The sequence below is a fragment of the Streptomyces viridochromogenes DSM 40736 genome (genome assembly GCF_000158955.1).
In the GTDB taxonomy this organism is placed as follows: domain Bacteria; phylum Actinomycetota; class Actinomycetes; order Streptomycetales; family Streptomycetaceae; genus Streptomyces; species Streptomyces venetus.
Map to the genome: position 1 here is coordinate 4,533,752 of NZ_GG657757.1, position 17,900 is coordinate 4,551,651.

The 17,900-nt window shown below is 71.3% G+C and carries 15 protein-coding genes and 1 pseudogene; 5 read left to right on the plus strand and 11 right to left on the minus strand.

Annotated features, from left to right (window positions below; all coding sequences use genetic code 11):
* Positions 1 to 57 precede the first annotated feature (57 nt).
* Positions 58 to 1,020 carry an intradiol ring-cleavage dioxygenase gene (locus tag SSQG_RS19925; protein ID WP_039933176.1) on the plus strand — a complete coding sequence of 321 codons (963 nt, stop codon included), beginning with the start codon at positions 58 to 60 and terminating at the stop codon, positions 1,018 to 1,020.
* A 72-nt stretch (positions 1,021 to 1,092) separates the two neighbouring features.
* On the opposite strand, the gene SSQG_RS19930 is transcribed toward SSQG_RS19925, so the two are convergent.
* Positions 1,093 to 3,354 carry an N-acetylmuramoyl-L-alanine amidase gene (locus SSQG_RS19930; protein WP_003991616.1) on the minus strand — a complete coding sequence of 754 codons (2,262 nt, stop codon included), beginning with the start codon at positions 3,352 to 3,354 and terminating at the stop codon, positions 1,093 to 1,095.
* Between the two features lie 230 nt (positions 3,355 to 3,584).
* A pseudogene (locus tag SSQG_RS19935) lies at positions 3,585 to 3,860 on the minus strand (ATP-binding protein); the annotation flags it as partial.
* 11 nt (positions 3,861 to 3,871) lie between these two features.
* Between SSQG_RS19935 and SSQG_RS19940 the strand changes: the two are divergent.
* Positions 3,872 to 4,048 (plus strand): DUF397 domain-containing protein, encoded by a 177-nt coding sequence (locus tag SSQG_RS19940; RefSeq protein ID WP_003991618.1) that lies wholly within the window; start codon positions 3,872 to 3,874, stop codon positions 4,046 to 4,048.
* Here the strand turns inward: SSQG_RS19940 and SSQG_RS19945 are convergent.
* Positions 4,045 to 4,410 carry a PH domain-containing protein gene (locus SSQG_RS19945; RefSeq protein ID WP_003991620.1) on the minus strand — a complete coding sequence of 122 codons (366 nt, stop codon included), beginning with the start codon at positions 4,408 to 4,410 and terminating at the stop codon, positions 4,045 to 4,047. The genes SSQG_RS19940 and SSQG_RS19945 overlap by 4 nt on opposite strands.
* A gap of 193 nt (positions 4,411 to 4,603) precedes the next feature.
* A complete protein-coding gene (locus SSQG_RS19950) occupies positions 4,604 to 5,380 on the minus strand; it encodes an alpha/beta fold hydrolase (RefSeq protein ID WP_039933178.1) in 777 nt (258 codons plus the stop codon).
* Between the two features lie 112 nt (positions 5,381 to 5,492).
* Here SSQG_RS19950 and SSQG_RS19955 point away from each other — a divergent pair, with 112 nt between their 5' ends.
* The gene (locus SSQG_RS19955) at positions 5,493 to 6,320 is read left to right on the plus strand and encodes a helix-turn-helix domain-containing protein (protein ID WP_039933179.1); all 828 of its coding nucleotides are present in this window, start codon (positions 5,493 to 5,495) and stop codon (positions 6,318 to 6,320) included.
* 34 nt (positions 6,321 to 6,354) lie between these two features.
* Here the strand turns inward: SSQG_RS19955 and SSQG_RS19960 are convergent, their stop codons facing one another.
* The 3 genes from SSQG_RS19960 to SSQG_RS19970 form a co-directional block, all read right to left on the minus strand.
* Positions 6,355 to 6,744, minus strand: coding sequence for a hypothetical protein (locus SSQG_RS19960; protein WP_003991623.1), 390 nt, complete (start codon positions 6,742 to 6,744; stop codon positions 6,355 to 6,357).
* A 145-nt stretch (positions 6,745 to 6,889) separates the two neighbouring features.
* Positions 6,890 to 8,506 (minus strand): methionine--tRNA ligase, encoded by a 1,617-nt coding sequence (metG, locus tag SSQG_RS19965; RefSeq protein WP_003991624.1) that lies wholly within the window; start codon positions 8,504 to 8,506, stop codon positions 6,890 to 6,892.
* Between the two features lie 89 nt (positions 8,507 to 8,595).
* Positions 8,596 to 10,491 carry a VWA domain-containing protein gene (locus tag SSQG_RS19970; RefSeq protein WP_039933183.1) on the minus strand — a complete coding sequence of 632 codons (1,896 nt, stop codon included), beginning with the start codon at positions 10,489 to 10,491 and terminating at the stop codon, positions 8,596 to 8,598.
* 280 nt (positions 10,492 to 10,771) lie between these two features.
* On the opposite strand from SSQG_RS19970, the gene SSQG_RS19975 reads away from it, so the two are divergent.
* A complete protein-coding gene (locus SSQG_RS19975) occupies positions 10,772 to 12,859 on the plus strand; it encodes a PhoX family protein (protein ID WP_003991626.1) in 2,088 nt (695 codons plus the stop codon).
* A gap of 183 nt (positions 12,860 to 13,042) precedes the next feature.
* Here SSQG_RS19975 and SSQG_RS19980 read toward each other — a convergent pair whose 3' ends face one another.
* Both SSQG_RS19980 and SSQG_RS19985 read right to left on the minus strand, forming a co-directional pair.
* Positions 13,043 to 14,047: an endonuclease/exonuclease/phosphatase family protein gene (locus SSQG_RS19980; RefSeq protein ID WP_003991627.1), complete on the minus strand. Its 1,005-nt coding sequence runs from the start codon at positions 14,045 to 14,047 to the stop codon at positions 13,043 to 13,045.
* Between the two features lie 94 nt (positions 14,048 to 14,141).
* Positions 14,142 to 14,969 (minus strand): alpha/beta fold hydrolase, encoded by an 828-nt coding sequence (locus SSQG_RS19985; protein ID WP_039933186.1) that lies wholly within the window; start codon positions 14,967 to 14,969, stop codon positions 14,142 to 14,144.
* Positions 14,970 to 15,055: 86 nt separating this feature from the next.
* Here SSQG_RS19985 and SSQG_RS19990 point away from each other — a divergent pair, with 86 nt between their 5' ends.
* A complete protein-coding gene (locus SSQG_RS19990) occupies positions 15,056 to 16,399 on the plus strand; it encodes a PLP-dependent aminotransferase family protein (protein WP_003991629.1) in 1,344 nt (447 codons plus the stop codon).
* Here the strand turns inward: SSQG_RS19990 and SSQG_RS19995 are convergent.
* Positions 16,299 to 17,264: a hypothetical protein gene (locus SSQG_RS19995; RefSeq protein ID WP_208865659.1), complete on the minus strand. Its 966-nt coding sequence runs from the start codon at positions 17,262 to 17,264 to the stop codon at positions 16,299 to 16,301. The two genes, SSQG_RS19990 and SSQG_RS19995, sit on opposite strands and share 101 nt — an antisense overlap.
* A gap of 103 nt (positions 17,265 to 17,367) precedes the next feature.
* A complete protein-coding gene (locus tag SSQG_RS20000) occupies positions 17,368 to 17,817 on the minus strand; it encodes a hypothetical protein (protein ID WP_003991631.1) in 450 nt (149 codons plus the stop codon).
* Positions 17,818 to 17,900: the final 83 nt, after the last annotated feature.

Sequence of the window (17,900 nt, forward strand, 5' to 3'; positions counted from 1 at the left end):
GCTCCCACCCAGCTCTTGCCCAGGCTCCTGACAGCCGTGTTCCCTAGCTTCCTTCCCATGACGGGACAGGAGAAGGCCCAAGGGCCGAAACACAAGAGGGATCTGACGCGCCGCAAGGTCGTCGTCGCGGGTGCCGGTGCGGTGGTCGCGGCGGGTGTCGGCGGTTCGTTCGCGGCGGGCGCGTTCGCCGGTGAGGAGACGCCGGCCGCGCAGGGCAAGACGGCCGGAACCTCCGGCGAGGCCTGCTACAAGCTGACCTCCGAGACGACCGAAGGCCCCTACTACATCGACGCGGACAAGCTCCGCAGGGACGTCACCGAGGACCAGGAGGGCATCCCGCTCACCCTGCGCCTGAAGGTGATCGACTCCGAGACCTGCAAGCCCCTCGCGAACGCCGCGGTCGACATCTGGCACTGCAACGCGCTGGGCGTGTACTCGGGGTACGAGGACATGGGCAGCGGGGGCGGCGGAGGTGGCGGGGGCGGTACGCCGCCCTCCGGCACACCGACCGGCACGCCCACGGGTCCGCCCCCCGGCGGTGGTGGCGGAGGCGGGGGCCACCAGGAGCCCACCGACGACGAGCGCTACCTGCGCGGCACGTGGCGGACGGACAAGAAGGGCGAGGTCGAGTTCCGCACGGTCTTCCCCGGCTGGTACCAGGGCCGCTGCGTGCACATCCACACCAAGGTGCACGTGGGCGGCGTCTGGACCGACGCGGGGTACGAGGGCGGCACGACCTGCCACACCGGCCAGCTCTTCTTCGACGAGGCGGCCGTGCTGGCCTCCGCCGAGGTCGAGCCGTACTCCACCAACACCACGACCCGCACCACCCTCGACGAGGACACCATCTACCCCGGTAACGGCACCGAGGGCGGGCTGCTGAAGCTCAAGTACAAGAAGAACGCCATCGCCAAGGGCGTGACGGCCACCCTCACCCTGGGCGTCGACCCCGAGGCCACGCACGACGGCACGGAGGCCTCGGCCCAGCCGGGCGCGTCGGCTTCGGCGTCGGCGAGCTGACGGACGTGGTCGACGGGGGCCGTCGTCGGAGGGCCGGGCGGCGTATCACGAGTGCGCGCCCGGCCCTTCGGGTCACTTGATGTAGACGAGGCCGTCGGTGGTGATGGTGGGGCGGCCCGCCGTGGCGACCACGACGATCTTGACGGTGTGCTTGGCGCTGCTGGACCAGGTCTTCGTCCAGATCGCCTGCCGGTAGAGGGTGGTGGCGGACTTCAGGTCGACCGTGCTGACCTTGACGCCGTCGACGTAGACGTAGGCCTGGCCCGAGGAGGCGGCCCGGGAGACCACCCAGGAGGCGGAACGGCCGGTGAACGTCCAGGTCAGACTGGCGCCCTTGGAACCGCTGGAGTACGACTTGCCGCCCAGGTAGCTGGTCGAGGAACGGGTCGTCCAGCTGCCGGACCTCACCGCCGAGGTCTCCTGGAGGACGACCGGCGTGTAGGAGGCGGACGCGGTGCGGTAGTTGTCGGCGTAGTCGTAGGCCCGCATCGACCAGGTGGTGGCCGTACCCGACTTGGCGGTGCGGCTGGAGGCGGTGGTGGTCGGGCCGAAGGTGGCGGCCGTCGGGGCCACCAGCTGCGCCTCGCGCAGCGCCTTGTCGTCGGTCGCCTTCCAGCCGAGGGTGACCGGTACGGCGGTGGTGTTGACCGTGCCGGTGCGCAGGGAGAGCTTCGGGGCGGTGGTGAAGGTCGGCGCGGTCGTGTCGGTCACGACGCTCAGCGCCGCGCTGGTCGTGGTCTTGCCCGACTGGTGCACCGCCCGCACGGCGACGGTGTGACTGCCCACCGTGAGGGTCGCGTTCGCGGAGGTGGCCGTACCGGGGGCGGTGGCGACGGTCTTGCCGTCGACCAGCAGCTGGACGCTCTTGATGAGCGACGCGGGCGTGGTGGCCGTCCACTTCACGCTGATCGCGCCCTTGGTGTAGTACGTCGTGCCGGACCGGCCCGCGCCGCCGACCGAGGTCACCTTCAGCCCCTGCACCGGGCCGGACGCCCAGGCGCGGACGGTCGGCAGCTGGGCGTACAGGGAGTTGCCCGGGCACTGGGTGTTGTAGCCGTCGCGGTGGCCGGAGATCCGCTGGAACGTGTACGGGGTGCCCGCCGTGAAGCCGGTGCCGAAGTAGTTCTTCTGGCTCGCCCCGGCGGTGAGCTGCACCGTGCCGGACGGGTCGGCGCCGTACTGGCCGAGCTTCCAGGCGGCCACGCGGGCCACGGAGGCCAGCGCGGCGTCGGAGGCGCCGGTGGTGGAGTACTCGCCGAGGACCGCGATGCCGGCGGACTCACGGTTCCAGCCGTAGGTGTGGGCGCCTAGCACCGGCAGTTCGACGCCGCCCTTGCGGCCCTCGAAGACGGTGCCGCACTTGTCGACGAGGAAGTTGTATCCGATGTCGTTCCAGCCGTTGACCTTCGTGTGGTACGCGTAGATGCCGCGCACGATCGACGCGGAGTCGGCGCAGGAGTAGCCGTTGTCCCCGTCGGTGTGGTGCACGAAGACGGCCTTGACGTCGGCGTTGTACTCGGACGGGTCGGGGCTGAGCGACTCGTCGGCGCCCCAGTCGGCGCGCGAGGTGATCGGCGGCTCGGGCACGGTGGACGGCGGCGCGGTCGGTGTGGTCGGCGTGGTGGCCGACGGGCTGGCGGACGTCGAGGGGGCGGTCGGCTCCGGGGGCGTACCGGTCGGGCTGTCCGTCGGCGTCGCGGTCGGGCTGTCGGTGGGTGTCGCACCGTCGGTGGGTGTCGCACCGTCCGTGGGTGTCGCACCGTCGGTGGGTGTCGCACCGTCGGTGGGCGTGGCGGCCGGGGTGCTCTCCTCGGCGACGAACGCCGCTGGCTCGGTCGTCCTCGTCTCGGCGTCGGTCACCACGCCCGGGTCGACCAGGTTGACCTCCAGCCCCTTGGGCAACGCGCCGGTGGTGCCGTCCTCGTGGACGACCTGCACCTGGACGCCGTCCGAGGGGCCGACCCACAGTGGCTCGGACGCGCCGCGCATCCCGGCCTCGGGCTTGTCCGGCGGATCGAGGTTCACCTCGAGGTCCCGCCAGGCACTCCACTCACCGCTCTCCTGGCCGCGGGTGCGCACCTGTGCCGTGCCGTCGAGCCGCTTGACGGCTCCTGTCCAGGAGACGCCGACCAGCGAGAACAGCTGTGTCTCCGTGCGCGGCAACCCCCGCTTGCCGCCCGCGGTCCCCTTCAGGGCGAGGTCGTAGACCTTCACGGGACGCTTGGCCCGGCTCGTCGCCCCGGAGTCACCCGAGGGGCTGGCGACCGCGTACGTCACCACGCCACCGCCCCCCAGCACCACGGCACCGAGCGTCAGCCACGCCCGTCTCTTCAAGCTCAGCGATCTGTACGCATGCGACGTACGACGAGTCACGACGTATCCACCCCACAGGAGGGCCGGCAGCGGCCCCAGAGAAAAGTCACGTGAGGCACACTCACCACAGGAGCGGCCCATCTTTACAGCGCGCACCTATGGCCAAACATCACTGGTAGGGCCAAACATCATCGGTTCCGCGGGGAGTCTCCCGCCGGGGATTCTTTCGGTGCGTGTGTCGTTTGTGCTGGTCAGAGGCGAGGTAGGTCGAGTTCCGCCCATACGGTCTTACGGGGGACGGGGCCGAGTTCGACGCCCCAGCGGTCGGCGAGGGCCTCGACGAGGAGGAGGCCACGTCCTGACTCGGCGTCCGGGGTGGGTGGGCGGTGGCGGGGGAGGTCGCCGGCGCGGGTGTCCGTGACTTCGATGCGGAGGGTCGCGGGGGCGCTCAGGAGCACGAGACGGAAGTCGCGTCCGGGGAGGCGGCCGTGGGTGACGGCATTCGCGGCGAGTTCGGCGACGAGGTGTTCGTCGCGAGCTGGCGTGGTTCAAGAGCAGCTACAGCAGCGGCAACGACGGCAACTCCTGTGTGGAGCTTGCCGTCACCCCCGGCACCGTGCACGTCCGCGACTCCAAGGTCCTCGATGGCCCCCGTCTCTCGATCGCGCCCGGCGCCTGGGCCGACTTCGTCCCCTACGCCGTGGAAAGCCGTTAGCGCGCCACGAACTGGGTCAGGATCGCCTGGACCTCGTAGATGTCGACGCCCTTGGTGAAGGTCTTCTCGATGGGGGTCGGGGTGCCGGAGATCCAGATCTTCAACTCGGCGTCCAGGTCGAACGTGCCGGCCGTTTCCACCGCGAAGTGGGTGATGCTGCGGTAGGGGACCGAGTGGTACTCCACCTTCTTGCCGGTGATGCCCTGCTTGTCGATCAGGATCAGGCGGCGGTCGGTGAAGAGGATGGTGTCGCGGATCAGCAGGAACGCGGCGTGGACCTGTTCGCCGTGGCCGAGGAGGCGGGCGTAGTCCTGCTGGGCCGACTGCGGGTCTACGGTGTGTGCGTTACCGAACAGTGCCATCGTTCTCTCCCTCGTGTGCCGGTGCCTTGAGTGTCTCGGTCGAACGTGGCGAACGTGATGCGTTGACCAAAAGTCGGCGTGAGGACGCCGGTGGTAGCGGCTCAGAGGGCGGTCGGCGGGGTGTGGTCGGGCTCCGGGGCGAACAGTGCCTCCGGGGTGGCCACCGTGATGGCGCGGTCGAGCGATGTCGTGGTCAGGCTGCTGGTGCGAAGGCCGTGATGGCCTCGACAAGGTCGGCCGGGGCTTCCAGCGGGATCAGGTGACCGGTGTGCGGGACCACCACGAAGTCGGCCTGGGAGAGGTAGGGCACCAGGTTGTCGCGGAGCACGTCGACGGGTTCGACCTGATCGTTCTCTCCGGCGACGACGAGGGCGGGAACGCTGACCATGCGCGTGTGCTCGGTGATGTCCTGCGCGATGCCGTGCAGCGGCCACTCGGTGCGGGCGGCGTCGGTGACGGTCCGCGCATCGGTCACGATCCGCGCCTTGACCGATGCGGGCAGCTCGGTGGCGGTGAGGATGTGGTCCCGTGCCCCGGTTACGGAATCGGCGGAGTCGTAAGCGTGCGACAGGGCTTCCTGGTACTCGGGGGTGATCTGTGCGGCGGGCTTCGCCGGGCCGGAGCCGACGAGGACGATGCCACGCAGGCCGGCGGGCCGGGTGGCCGCGACCAGCTGTGCGACCTTGCCCCCCATCGAATGCCCCACCAGGACGTAGTCGGTGACCCCCGCGTCGGCGAGCACGGCGAGGGTGTCCTCGGCGAGCTGACCGAGCGTGTAGGGGCCGGGCAGAGCGCTCGACCGGCTCCACCCGCGGAAGTCGAACGTGAGCACGTCACGGCCCGCGAGGCGGTCGACGACGAGGTCCCAGGTACGGGCGGAACCACCCCAGTAGTGCAGGAACACCAGGGTCGGTCCGGCCCCCGGCCGGTGGTCGTAAACGGGCAGAAGCGTCTGCTGCGTCATGCTCATGGCGGCTCTTGTTCCCCTCAGTGTTCTGAGCGATTTCCCTGAGTTCATTGAAACTTCCGCACCCGGACGGGGCATCGGCGTGACTGGTCGCCTGATGGTGAAAACTGGACACGTGACCGTGATTCGGCAGATGACCTACCAGCCCGCAGGGCGCCGCGCCGCCGCGGTCGAGACCATGACGTTCGACCGCCTTCACGAGCTGAACGACGGCGGCACCCAGCGCGCCGACTTCCACGTCCTCGCCGTCATCGACGCCGGACATGGCTCGGTCACGGTGGACTTCCTCCACCACCCGCTCACAGAGCAGTCCGCGGTGTGGATTCCACCCGGAGCGGTGCACCGGTGGGACGACATCGGCGATGTGGCGGGGCACCTCGTACTGTTCGTGCCGACGGCGCCGGTCACCCACGCCACCCGGCAGCTCGTCGCCTCCCCGGACCTGGCCGCGCACTGGAGCATCCCCGACGCCGACTGGCTGTTCGTCGACACCGCGCGCGACCATCTCCTCCTCGAGGCATCCGCCCCACCCGAGGACTTCTCCACGGAGCTGCCCGAAATCCTGCTTTCCGCGCTCATCGCCCGGCTGCGGCCCCCGCACGCCGAAGCACGGTTCACACACCCGGTGTTCCGGTTGTTCCGCTCCAGCGTCGAGACCCACTTCCGCAACCACCACGACGCCGGCTACTACGCCCGTGCACTGGGATACGCGCCCCGCACCCTCTCACGAGCGGTGCAGCAGGCCACAGGCCGCACCGCGAAGGCATATATCGTCGACCGGATCATCCTGGAAGCCAAACGGCTCCTCGCGCACGACCGCCTCACCGCAGCCCGCTGCGCCGCCACGCTCGGCTTCCCCGACGCATCCAACTTCTCGGTGTTCTTCTACAAGGCGACAGGCATGCGCCCGGGCGCATGGAAGGCAAGGCACTCACATCCATAATCACGGAGTGTCACAACCATGATCGCCCCGTGGGTCAGGTTTCGGCCCGGTCCGGGGCGGGCCCCGCGTCCTCGGCGAAGAGCTCGTCGACGCTCTTCACGTGGGGCGTCCGGTCCAGCCAGCGGTTGAGAAGGTCGAGGTCGGTGCAGCCGGCGATCCGGTCCCGGGCCTCCTGGGGGACGGATACGCCCCGTGCTCCGAGGAAACGGAGGATGGCCTTGGCTTCGCCTCTGGCCTCGCCCTTGGCTTCGCCCTTGGCTTCGCCCTTGGCTTCGCCCTCGAGGTAGGCCTTCTCCATCACTGTGCCCCGGCCGGGGAAGTAGTTGACGAACGTCACGATGTCCCTCCATTTGTCTCCGGCGGGGGTGTCCCCCAACGCCGAGTCGAGAAATTGAAAGAAGTAACTGGCGGCGTTCCAGTCCATCCCTGCGAGGGCACGGCCGTAACTGGGCAGAAGGCCGTATTTCCGGCGGACGGAAGGCGTTCACTCTTTCGAGGACGGGAGAAACGTTCGCGCCCTGCTCCCGGTGAGAACCGGGGGCAGGGCGCGTTGCCGTACGGGTCGCGGGTTACGCGGTCGGCTTCTCCTCCAGGCGGGGGAAGAGGACCGCGCCCTTGGTGACCGTCGTGCCGGCCGGGAGTCGGCCCCACTCGGCGGACTGCTGGACCGTCTGGTCGGCGAGCGCCCCGAGGGAGGCCTCGGCGCCCAGCGAGTCCCAGAGCTTCTGGGAGGTCTCCGGCATGACCGGGTTGAGCAGGACCGCGATGGCACGGAGGGACTCCGCCGCCGTGTAGAGGATGGTGGCCAGGCGGGCCTTGCCCTCCTCCGAGGTGTCCTTGGCCACCTTCCACGGCTCCTGCTCCGTGATGTAGCCGTTGACCTGCTTGACGAAGTCGAAGATCGCCAGGATGCCGCCCTGGAAGTCCAGGTCGTCGCCGATCCGGCGGTCCGCCTCGGCGACCGCCTTGGCCAGGCCCTCGTGGATCGCTTTCTCCGCCTCGCCGTCGGCCGTCGACTCCGGCAGCTCGCCGCCGAAGTACTTGCCGACCATCGCGGCGACGCGGGACGCCAGGTTGCCGTAGTCGTTCGCCAGCTCGCTGGTGTAGCGGGCCGAGAAGTCCTCCCAGGAGAAGGAGCCGTCCTGGCCGAAGGCGATCGCCCGCAGGAAGTACCAGCGGTACGCGTCCACGCCGAAGTGCGTGGTCAGGTCCTGCGGCTTGATGCCGGTCAGGTTGGACTTCGACATCTTCTCGCCGCCGACCATCAGCCAGCCATTCGCCGCGATCTTGCCGGGAAGGGGCAGGCCCTGTGCCATCAGCATCGCCGGCCAGATCACCGCGTGGAAGCGGAGGATGTCCTTGCCGACCAGGTGGACGTCGGCCGGGAAGGTCTCCTCGAACTTCGCCTGGTTCTCGTTGTAGCCGACCGCCGTGGCGTAGTTCAGCAGCGCGTCCACCCACACGTAGATCACGTGCTTGGCGTCCCAGGGGACCGGGACGCCCCAGTCGAAGGTCGAGCGGGAGATGGAGAGGTCCTGAAGGCCCTGGCGTACGAAGTTCACGACCTCGTTGCGCGCGGACTCGGGCTGGATGAAGCCCGGGTTCGCCTCGTAGTGGGCGAGGAGCTTGTCGCCGTACTCGCTCAGCTTGAAGAAGTAGTTCTCCTCGCTGAGGATCTCGACCGGCTTCTTGTGGATCGGGCAGAGCTTCTGGCCCGCGTACTCGCCCTCGCCGTCGAGGAGCTCGCCGGGGAGCTTGTACTCCTCGCAGCCGACGCAGTACGGGCCCTCGTAGCCGCCCTTGTAGATCTCGCCCTTGTCGTACAGGTCCTGGACGAACTCCTGGACGCGGTCCGTGTGGCGCTTCTGCGTGGTGCGGATGAAGTCGTCGTTCGCGATCTCCAGGTGTTCCCAGAGAGGCTTCCACGCTTCGGTGACGAGCTTGTCGGCCCACTCCTGGGGGCTGACGCCGTTCGCCTCCGCGGTGCGCATGATCTTCTGACCGTGCTCGTCCGTGCCGGTGAGGTACCACACCTTCTCGCCGCGCTGGCGGTGCCAGCGGGTGAGCACGTCGCCTGCGACGGTCGTATAGGCGTGGCCCAGGTGAGGAGCGTCGTTTACGTAATAGATGGGGGTGGAGACGTAGTACGCCTTTCCACCCTGCTTCTCGGATCCAGTGGCCGCCATGGTCGAAATCCTACTGGTCCGTCGGAGATCGACTCACATCCGTTTCGGGGGGTGGACGGACGGCCGGGGTCTGTCCACCCCCTGCGGTGCTACGGGCGCCAGTTCGCCAGTACGCCCTCGTAGAGCTCCTTGTCCGTGAGCTCGCGGGGGGTTTCGCCGGCGAGGAAGTGGGACGTGTTGGGGGTCTTGAGCTTGCGGAGGTAGTCGAAGGCCTTGTTCTCCGGGTCACCGAAGGCGACGAAGGAGAAGAAGACGGTGGGGTGGGTTGCGGCGGCCTCGGTGAGGGCCTGGGTGGCCGGGGTCTTCGCGTCGGGGGCGCCGTCCGTCTGGAAGATCACCAGGGCCGGGGTGGCGGGCGTCGCGTGCTTCGTGTGGTGGGCGAGGACTGCTTCGACGGCTGCGTGGTAGCTGGTGCGGCCCATGCGGCCGAGGCCCGCGTGCAGGGTGTCGATCTTGTTCTCGTGGTCGGTGAGGGTGATCTCGCCGGTGCCGTCGAGTTCCGTGGAGAAGAAGACGACCGGGACGGTGGCCTCGGGATCGAGGTGGGCGGCGAGGGCGAGGGTCTGCTCGGCCAGGGCCTGGGCGGAGCCGTCCTTGTAGTACGGGCGCATGGAGGCGGAGCGGTCGAGGACGAGGTAGACCTTGGCGCGGGTGCCGGTGAGGTTGTGCTTCTTGAGGGTGGTGGTGGCTGCCTTGTAGGCGGTGGTGAGGGTGGGGGCCTTGGTTTTGAGGGCGGTGAGGGGGAGGGCGGGGGTTGCGTCCTCCTGTTCCGCCTCGCCTTCGGCTTCGGCGGAGTCGTTCCCACCCGCACCACCCGTGCTGCTTTCGTCGTCGGGTGCGGGTGGCCCCTGTGGGGCCTGGGCGCCGTCGGCGGCTGCCGCTGCCGCTGCGGGGGCGGTGGTCACGTCGGCCGTCGGCTTCGCCTTGGCCTCGGGCTCGTCCTTGGCCTCGGCCTTGGCGTCGGGCTTCGGCTTGGCTTCGCGCTTCGCCTCTGCGGCTTCGTCGGCTGCGAGCTTCGCGTCCGGCGTCGGCTCGGACTCCGTGTCGGCCGTCGGTTCCGGGGTCGGCTTCGGCTCTGCCTCGGCCGTCGGCTGCGCGTCCGGCTTCGGCTCTGCCTCGGCTGCCGGTTCCGGGGTCTCCGGCTGTGCCTGGGGCGGCTCGGGGGCGGCTTCCGCCTTGCTGTCGGTTTTCGCTGTCTTCGCCGGTGCGGCCGCCTTGGGCTCGGGCGTGGCCTTGGCTTCCGGCTTCGCCGTGGGCTCGGACTGCGTCGGCTCGTCCTCCGGGCCGTCCGTCTCCGGGGCCGAGGGCTCGCCGGTCGTCGGGGCCTCGGCGGCGGCCGGCTTGTCCGTTTCGGTCGCCTTCTCCGCCGACGTCGCCTTCTCCGCCGACGTCGCCGTCTTCGCGGTCGCTGCCGTCTCCGTGGCCTCCGCCGTCTCCGTGGCCGTAGGCTCCGCCGTCGCGGTCGGCTCCTCGGCGGCCGGCTTGTCCGCCTCCGGTGCCTTCTCCTCGTCGGCCGGCTCCGCAGCCTCCGCCACCGGCGGCTCAGCGACCGTCGACTCAGCGACCGGCTCGTCGGTCACAGGCTCCTCGGCCACGCGCTCCTCCGCAGCCGCGGGCTTCTCCGCAGCCGCGGGCGTCTCCTCAGCCGTCGGCTTCGGCTCCTCGACCGGCGGTTCCTCGGGAACCGCCGAGTCCCCCTCCGCCGATCGCGTCGGCCTCGGGACCGCGACCTTGTCGAAGGCCGCCGACACGAGGTCGTGCTCGTCGTCTCGGGGCTCGGGGACGTTCGCCGTCGGGCTCGGTGTCGTTTCCGGGGAGGGGGACGGGACCTTCGGGGGTGCCGCGGGTGCTGTCGGTGTGTCCTCGGAGGTCGTCGGTACCGTTGCCGGGTCCGTCGTCGGGGTCTGCGCCGCACCCTCCGCCTCGGCGGTTTGTGTCTTGCGGGACCGTCCGAACGCGTTCCGCAACCGAGTGAGAATGCCCATGTGCGCGCAACCCTTCGCGTGAGTTGAAGCCCGTCAATCCCTGGCCAGGACGGACACGTAAGGTTAGCGGCCCTCCTGGGCGATCTTGGGCAGGGTCGGGGATGCGGGGCTCGCCCTGTCAAGAGGAACATCCGGCCTGTGCGAGCGGCGGCCCCTCGAATCGTCCCAAAGCCCGTACGGCTGCCGTGGGTTCACTCGTTGTTCATCCGGGCGCCCGGCCCTCGCGCACATGTGCCCCTACGGTCACGCTGAGACCAAGGGCATCCAAGGAGAGAGCAAAGTGCGCAAGCTGCTGCCGTTGATCGGAACGCCGTCCGGTTCCCACCCCGGCGGCCGGTCCGCCTTGACCTGTCGTTTCCGGTGTGGTGACGCCTGCTTCCACGAGGTGCCCAACACCAGCTCCAACGAGTACGTCGGTGACGTGATCACCGGTGCGATCGGCCGGCGATCGATGATGCGGGCCGCCGCCGTGGTGACCGTGGCCGCCGCGGGGGCGGGAGCCGTGGGGATCGGGCAGGCTCCGTCCGCGGCTGCCGCTGCCCCCGCGGACGCCGCTCGGGCAGCGGGCAGCGAACGGCGTAAAGCCAAGGGCGCCCGCGGGCTGCGCTTCGCGCCGGTCGCGCCCAACACCACCGACGCCGTGACCGTGCCGGAGGGGTACGGGCAGAACGTCGTCATCCGCTGGGGCGAGCCCATCCTGCGCGGGGCGCCCGCCTTCGACCCGGAGAAGCAGACCGCGAAGGCGCAGGCCGGGCAGTTCGGCTACAACTGTGACTTCCTCGCCCTGCTGCCGCTGCCCGGGGAGCGCGACCGGCAGCTGCTCGTCGCCAATCACGAGTACACCGACGAGATCCTGATGTTCCGGGGGTACGACGCCGCCAACCCGACCCGTGAGCAGGTCGAGGTCGCCTGGGCCGCCCACGGGCTGTCCGCGGTCGTCGTCGAGGGCGACAAGCGCACCGGCAAGCTCACCGCCGTGCCCCGGCACACCCTCAACCGCCGCGTCACCGCCACCACCGAGTTCCGGCTCACCGGCCCCGTCGCCGGGTCGGACCTGGTGAAGACCTCCGCCGATCCGAGCGGGACCAAGGTGCTGGGCACCCTCAACAACTGCTCGGGCGGCACCACCCCCTGGGGCACGACCCTGCACGGCGAGGAGAACTTCAACCAGTACTTCGCCAACAGCGGCCGCGCCACCGACAAGCGGTACGGCATCGGCACCGGGGCCTCCGAGCGCAAGTGGGAGCGGTTCGACAAGCGGTTCGACGTCGCCCAGGAGCCGAACGAGGTGCACCGGTTCGGGTACGTCGTGGAGTTCGATCCGTACGACCCGCACTCGACGCCCCGCAAGCACACCGCGCTCGGGCGGTTCAAGCACGAGGCGGCGAACATCCGGATGACCGCCGACGGGCGTCCCGTCGTCTACACCGGTGACGACGAGCGGTTCGACTACTTCTACAAGTTCGTCAGCAGCAAGCGGATGAAGCACGGATCGTCGCGTGCCGTGCGCGAGCACAATCTGTCCCTGCTCGACGAGGGGACGCTGTACGTCGCCAAGGTCACCGGTGACTCCCCGGCGATCGAGATCGACGGGACCGGCAAGCTCCCCGCCGACGGTGAGTTCGACGGCAGCGGCGAGTGGATTCCGCTGGCCACGGCCACCGCGAAGGGCGCTGTCTCGCACGTGGACGGGATGAGCGCCGAGGAGGTGTTCGTCTTCACGCGGCTCGCCGGCGACAAGGTGGGCGCGACCAAGATGGACCGGCCCGAGGACATCGAGCCCAACCCGGTGACCGGCAAGGTGTACGTCGCCCTCACCAACAACACCAACCGTGGCGTCGGCTCCAACGCCAAGGCGGACGAGGCCAACCCGCGCCACGCCAACAAGCACGGGCACGTGCTCGAGCTCACCGAGCGCTGGAACCGGCCGGAGAGCACGAAGTTCGCCTGGACGCTCTTCCTCGTCGCCGGTGACCCGGAGGACCCCGCGACCTACTTCGCGGGGTTCCCGAAGGACTCCGTCAGCCAGATCTCCTGCCCGGACAACGTCGCCTTCGACCCCTACGGCAACCTGTGGATCTCCACCGACGGCGCCCAGCTCGGCTCGCACGACGGCCTGTTCGGTGTGGCGACCCGGGGTGAGCGGCGCGGTGAGCTGAAGCAGTTCCTGACGGTGCCGAAGGGTGCCGAGACCTGTGGCCCGATCATCCAGGACCGGCGCGTCCTGGTCGCCGTGCAGCACCCGGGCGAGATCGACGGCGCGTCCGTGGAGAAGCCGGCCAGCACCTGGCCCGACGGGCCGGGGAAGTACGTCCGGCCGGCCGTCGTGGCCGTGTGGCGTGCCGACGGCAGCGACATCGGCGTCTGAGCGGCCCTGGAGGCAGTGGCGGATCAGGGCAGGGCCGGGCTCGGCGGTCTGTGGGGGCGGTCGGGTGCCGGCCGCTCCCGGTCCCGCCATTCCCGGTCCCGCCATTCCCGGTCCCGCCATTCCCGGTACCCCGGTGCCTGCCGCGCCACCTCCCCGTACGCCTCCTCCCCGGCCGCCTCCGTGTCAGCGGCGCTCGTGGAGCGTGAGGTTCGTGACGACCGCGCGGTGGTCGGTGCCCGCCACGTCCAGGACGCGGGTGCGGTTCGCGCCGAAGTCCTCCGACACCAGGACGTGGTCGATCTGCGCGCCGAACGTCGCAGCCGTGGAGGCCGGCCAGGTGGCGGTGCGGTCGGCGCCGTCCAGGCGGGAGGCGTCGTACAGGCCCGTGTCGAGGATGCGGCGGAAGACGGCGTGGTCCTGTGAGGCGTTGAAGTCGCCGGCCAGCACGAGGGGGAGGTCGCGGTCGGTGGTGGCCGCGTGGCGCAGGGCGCCCAGCTCGTGCTTCCAGAGGTTCGTCTGGCCGGGCAGCGGGGGCATGGGGTGGGCCAGCTGGAGGCGTACGGGGTGGCCGTCCACGTCGGCGACCGCCCCGGGCATGCCCATCGTGCCGGGGACGCCGGCCGTGGGCCGCAGGGGGAAGCGGCTGAGGATGACGGAGCCCTCGGAGCCGCCGCCCTCGACGGCACGCCGGTGCGGATAGTCCTGCGAGAGGTCCGCCTTCAGCCGGGCGTCGCACGCGTAGTCGCATTCCTCCACGAAGACCACGTCCGGTTCCTCGCGGCGGACGGTGGCGACCAGGGACCCGGTGCCCTGCCCGAACTCGACGTTCGAGGTGAGGACGCGCAGTTCGGCGACCGGGCGGCCGACCGGGTCGCCGACCTTGCCGTACGGGTCGGTGAACCAGGCGAGCAGGCCGAGCAGGACGACTCCCCAGAGCATTCCGAGCCACCAGCGCGACAGCAGCGCGAGCAGCAGCGCCACGGCGGTGGGCGCGAGCAGCCAGGGCAGGAAGGCGAGGAGCTGCGGGACCGGTGTGACGCCGTCGCTGTCGGCGGTCCGGAAGCCGACGACCACGCTCACCCCGGCGAACAGCAGGCCGGCGCACCAGGCGGCGGGGCGCCGTCCGGGACGACGGTGCTCCGGGCCGTCGTCGGTGGCGGCCCACTCGGCAGCAGCGGCGGTGTTCAAGCCCCGGCCTCCCGTTCGCGAGGTGAGATGCCCGGATCCTCCCTCAACAGAGGATCTCCCTCAACAGAGGATGTCCCTCAACGGTGGATCTCCCTCAAAGACGGGGCGGGGCGGGAGAGGGTTGCCGTTCGTCGACGCGGGTCAGGAACTCGCCCAGCGCCTCGTCGAACACCTCGGGGCGTTCCAGGTTCGGCATGTGGGCCGCGCCCTCGACCACGAGCAACGCCGAGTCCGGGAGGGCCGCGTGCATGGCCCGGGCGTCGGAGACCGGCGTGAAGTCGTCGTCGGCTCCCACGACGACCAGGGCCGGGACGCAGACGCGGGTCAGCAGGTCGCGGTAGTCGGGGCGCCGGGCGCGGGCGCGCAGGGCCGCGGCGGCGCCCTCGGGGGCGGTGGCCGTCATCATGCGGTGGACGTGGGCCTTGACCTCGACGGGGGCGTACGGGGCGACCATCCGCTCCAGGACCTCGTCGGCGTAGCCGCGCATGCCCTCCCGCAGGAGGCGGTCCGCCATGGCGTCACGGGTGCGGACGCCCTCGGGGGTCTCCGCCGCCGGGAAGGTGTCCGCGAGGACCAGGCCGCGGACCCGGTCGGGGAACAGGCGGTAGCAGTCCATGACGATCTGGCCGCCCATCGACAGGCCCGCCAGGACGCAGGACGCCACCTCCAGTTCGTCCAGCAGGGCCTCGATGTCCCGGGCGAATCCGGAGAAGTCCGTGAGGGCCGGGGTGGTCGGGGAGGCGCCGTAGCCGCGCAGGTCGGGGGCGATGACGCGGCGGGCGGTCGCGAACGTGTCGAGCTGCGGGGCCCACATCGTGCGGTCGAAGGGGTGGCCGTGCACGAGGACCAAGGGGACCGGAGGGACAAGCGGCTGCCCGGCGGTAACGGGGCCTTTGTCCTCGTATGCGAGGAAGGGTGCCATGTGAGGACCCTAAGCCGCCTCAACTCCTCGGTGCAATAAGATCTTTGCTCTCGGTGCAATCCGAGAGGGCCGACGAGGGGAGCCTCATGAGGGACTACCGGCGCATCGCCGACCTGCTCGCCGACGACATCGCCACCGGACGCCTCAGGCCCGGCCAACGCCTCCCGCCGCAGCGGGCGTTCGCACGGCGCCGGGGGATCGCCCCGTCGACGGCCGGGCGGGTGTACGCCGAGCTCGTACGGCGCGGGCTGGTCGTCGGCGAGGTCGGGCGCGGCACCTTCGTACGGGCCGCCCCGGCGGGACCGGCGGGGCGGGCGCTGGCCGAGCCCGGCCCGGCCGACGCTCCCGTCAACCTGGAGCTCAACTACCCGCGCGCACCCGGCCAGGCGGAGCTCCTCGCGCCCGTCCTCGCGCCCCTGCTGCGCCCCGACGTGCTGGCCGAGGCCCTGTTGCCGGCCGCCGCCACCGGCACCGAGTCCGCCCGGGAGGCCGCGGCCGCCCTCCTCGCCACGCCCGCCTGGCGCCCCGACCCGGCCCGGCTGCTGTTCACCGGAAACGCCCGCCAGGCCATCGCCGCGGTCCTGGCCTCCCTGGTCCGGCCGGGCGGCCGGGTCGGCGTGGAGCAGCTGACGTATCCGCTGGTCAAGGAGATCGCGGCCCGGCTGGGCATCACGCTGGTGCCGCTCGCCGGTGACGCGGCCGGGCTGCTCCCTGAGGCCGTCGCCGCCGCGCACCGCACGGCCCCCCTGTCCGCCCTCTACGTCCAGCCGACGCTGCACAACCCGACGTCCCTGACGACGAGCGGGCCCCGGCTGCTGCAGCTCGCCCAGCTGGTCCATGATCTGAACCTGCCGGTCGTGGAGGACCGCATCTGGTCCTTCCTGCAGACCCCCGGGGACCCCCTCGCCGTCCACGCCCCCGCCCTCACCCACGTCGTCGACGGTCTGTCCAAGCGGGTCGCCCCGGGGCTGACCGTCGGTTTCCTCGTCGTGCCGCCGCACCGGGTCGGTGCCGTCGCCGACGCCGTGCGCTCGGGCGGGTGGAGCGCGGGGCGGTTCGCGCTGGAGGCGGCCGTGCGGTGGGCCGGGGAGGGGACCGTGGCGCGGCTGACGCAGGCCAAGCGCGCGGACGCGACGCGCAGGCAGCGGATCCTCGCCGAGGAACTCACCGGCTTCGCCGTACGGTCCGACCCGCGCGCCTACTTCGCCTGGTGGGAGCTGCCCGCCCCGTGGCGCGCGGACACCTTCACGGCGGCCGCCGCCGCGCACGGCATCGCCGTCACCCCCGGTCCCGCCTTCGCCGTCGCCCCCGGTCACACGCCCGACGCCGTCAGGCTCGGGCTCGCCTCGGCTCCGGAGCGCGATCTGCGGCGGGCGCTGCGGACGCTCGCGCACGTCGCCGCGCGGCGCGCCGACCGTACCGGCCCGTGAGCCAGGAGCCGAGCGCCACCGCCAGGCCCAGCGCCAGCAGCAGCCAGGACACCGTGCGCAGGGTGGCCGTCAGGGCGTCGTAGACCGCGCCCGCGGCCGGGCGGTGCAGGGCGTCGGGCAGGTCGGCGAGGGTGAGGCGGCGGCCGATCGCGACGGCGAGGACGAGCAGCCCGCCGCCCAGGGCCGTGCCGAGCCCCAGGGCGGCGACCGCGCGGCGTCGGCAGGCGGCGACGGCGATCCCGGCGACGGCGAGGACGGCGGCGGTGAGCGGCAGCCAGAAGGCGGCGGTGTCCAGCACGTGGTACCCCTTGCGCAGCCGGTCCACGTTCCCGGCCGGGAGCACCGGGACCCGGGTGTGCGTGACCGGGATGCGGTGGGCGAACGACACGTGGTCGTCGGTGAGTTGACGCTTGATCCGGGCGACCACCGGGGCGACGTCGACCGTCACGTCGGCCGGGCGCGCGTCGTCGTGGCGCAGCGCGTCCAGCACGGCGGCGTGGAGGGCCTGGTTCGCCGCGTCCCAGGCCGCGCGGAACGCCTCGGTCCGGGTGAACGACCGCACCGCGTCGTGCACGAAGGGACCGGCCGCGCCGCGCAGGGGACCGCTGTCGAGGTCGTGCCCGGCCGCCCGCATGATGCCGTCCCCGACGGCGTCCGCGACCGCCAGCCGCACGTCCGGGTCGGCGGCGAGCGGCGCCATCGTACGGACGTAGCGGCCGGTGTCGGTCAGCCCGTGCGCCGCCCAGGTCGCGAGCGCCCCGAACGGCAGGAGCAGGCACGCGAGGCCCAGCAGAACGGCCGACAGGGCGTTCCGCAGTCCTGGGGGCGCCTGCTCGGATGCGGGCGCCCGGTCGCGCTCGGTCACCCCTCCAGGCAAGGCCGCGCGGGCCCGGCGCGCGAGCGGCGTGACTGCATTCGGCCCCACATGTCACGCCGGACGGGGACGTCCCACGGGAGGGGCGGACCGGTCAGGCGAGGCGGTGGCCGGTGGCGTCCTCGTGCGTGTAGTAGCGGTAGAACATGGTCACGAAGGCGCCCGCCCCGGCCACCAGGCCCAGCCACATGGACCACAGCACGGAGTAGCCGGACAGGCTGATGAGGAAGCCGGTCGCGCAGCCCGTGAAGGCGAACCAGAGCACCGCGTGCAGTTCGCGTCGCAGCCTCGGGCCGAAGTGCCACACGGCGCCGTACAGGACGGCGAACACCAGCGCGCTGAGGAAGCCGAGCAGCAGGTTCCAGCCCGTGATGGGCCCGCCGTAGCGCTGGATGGCCGCGGCCCAGTAGCCGTAGACCAGCCCCAGGACGACGGGGACCACGACCTTGGCGATCCTGTGGGTCCGCGCGCTGAAGACGTCGGGTGTGCGAGGCCGCGTGAGCTGTCCGGTCACGCCCCGTGAGGCGGGTGCCGCGTGAGCCATGAGAGTTCTCCTCTCTCCCTGCCCCTGCCTACCAGAGCACACCGCCGGGCAGGCGCTGGCAAGTCGGCGGGCGAATCCCCCTA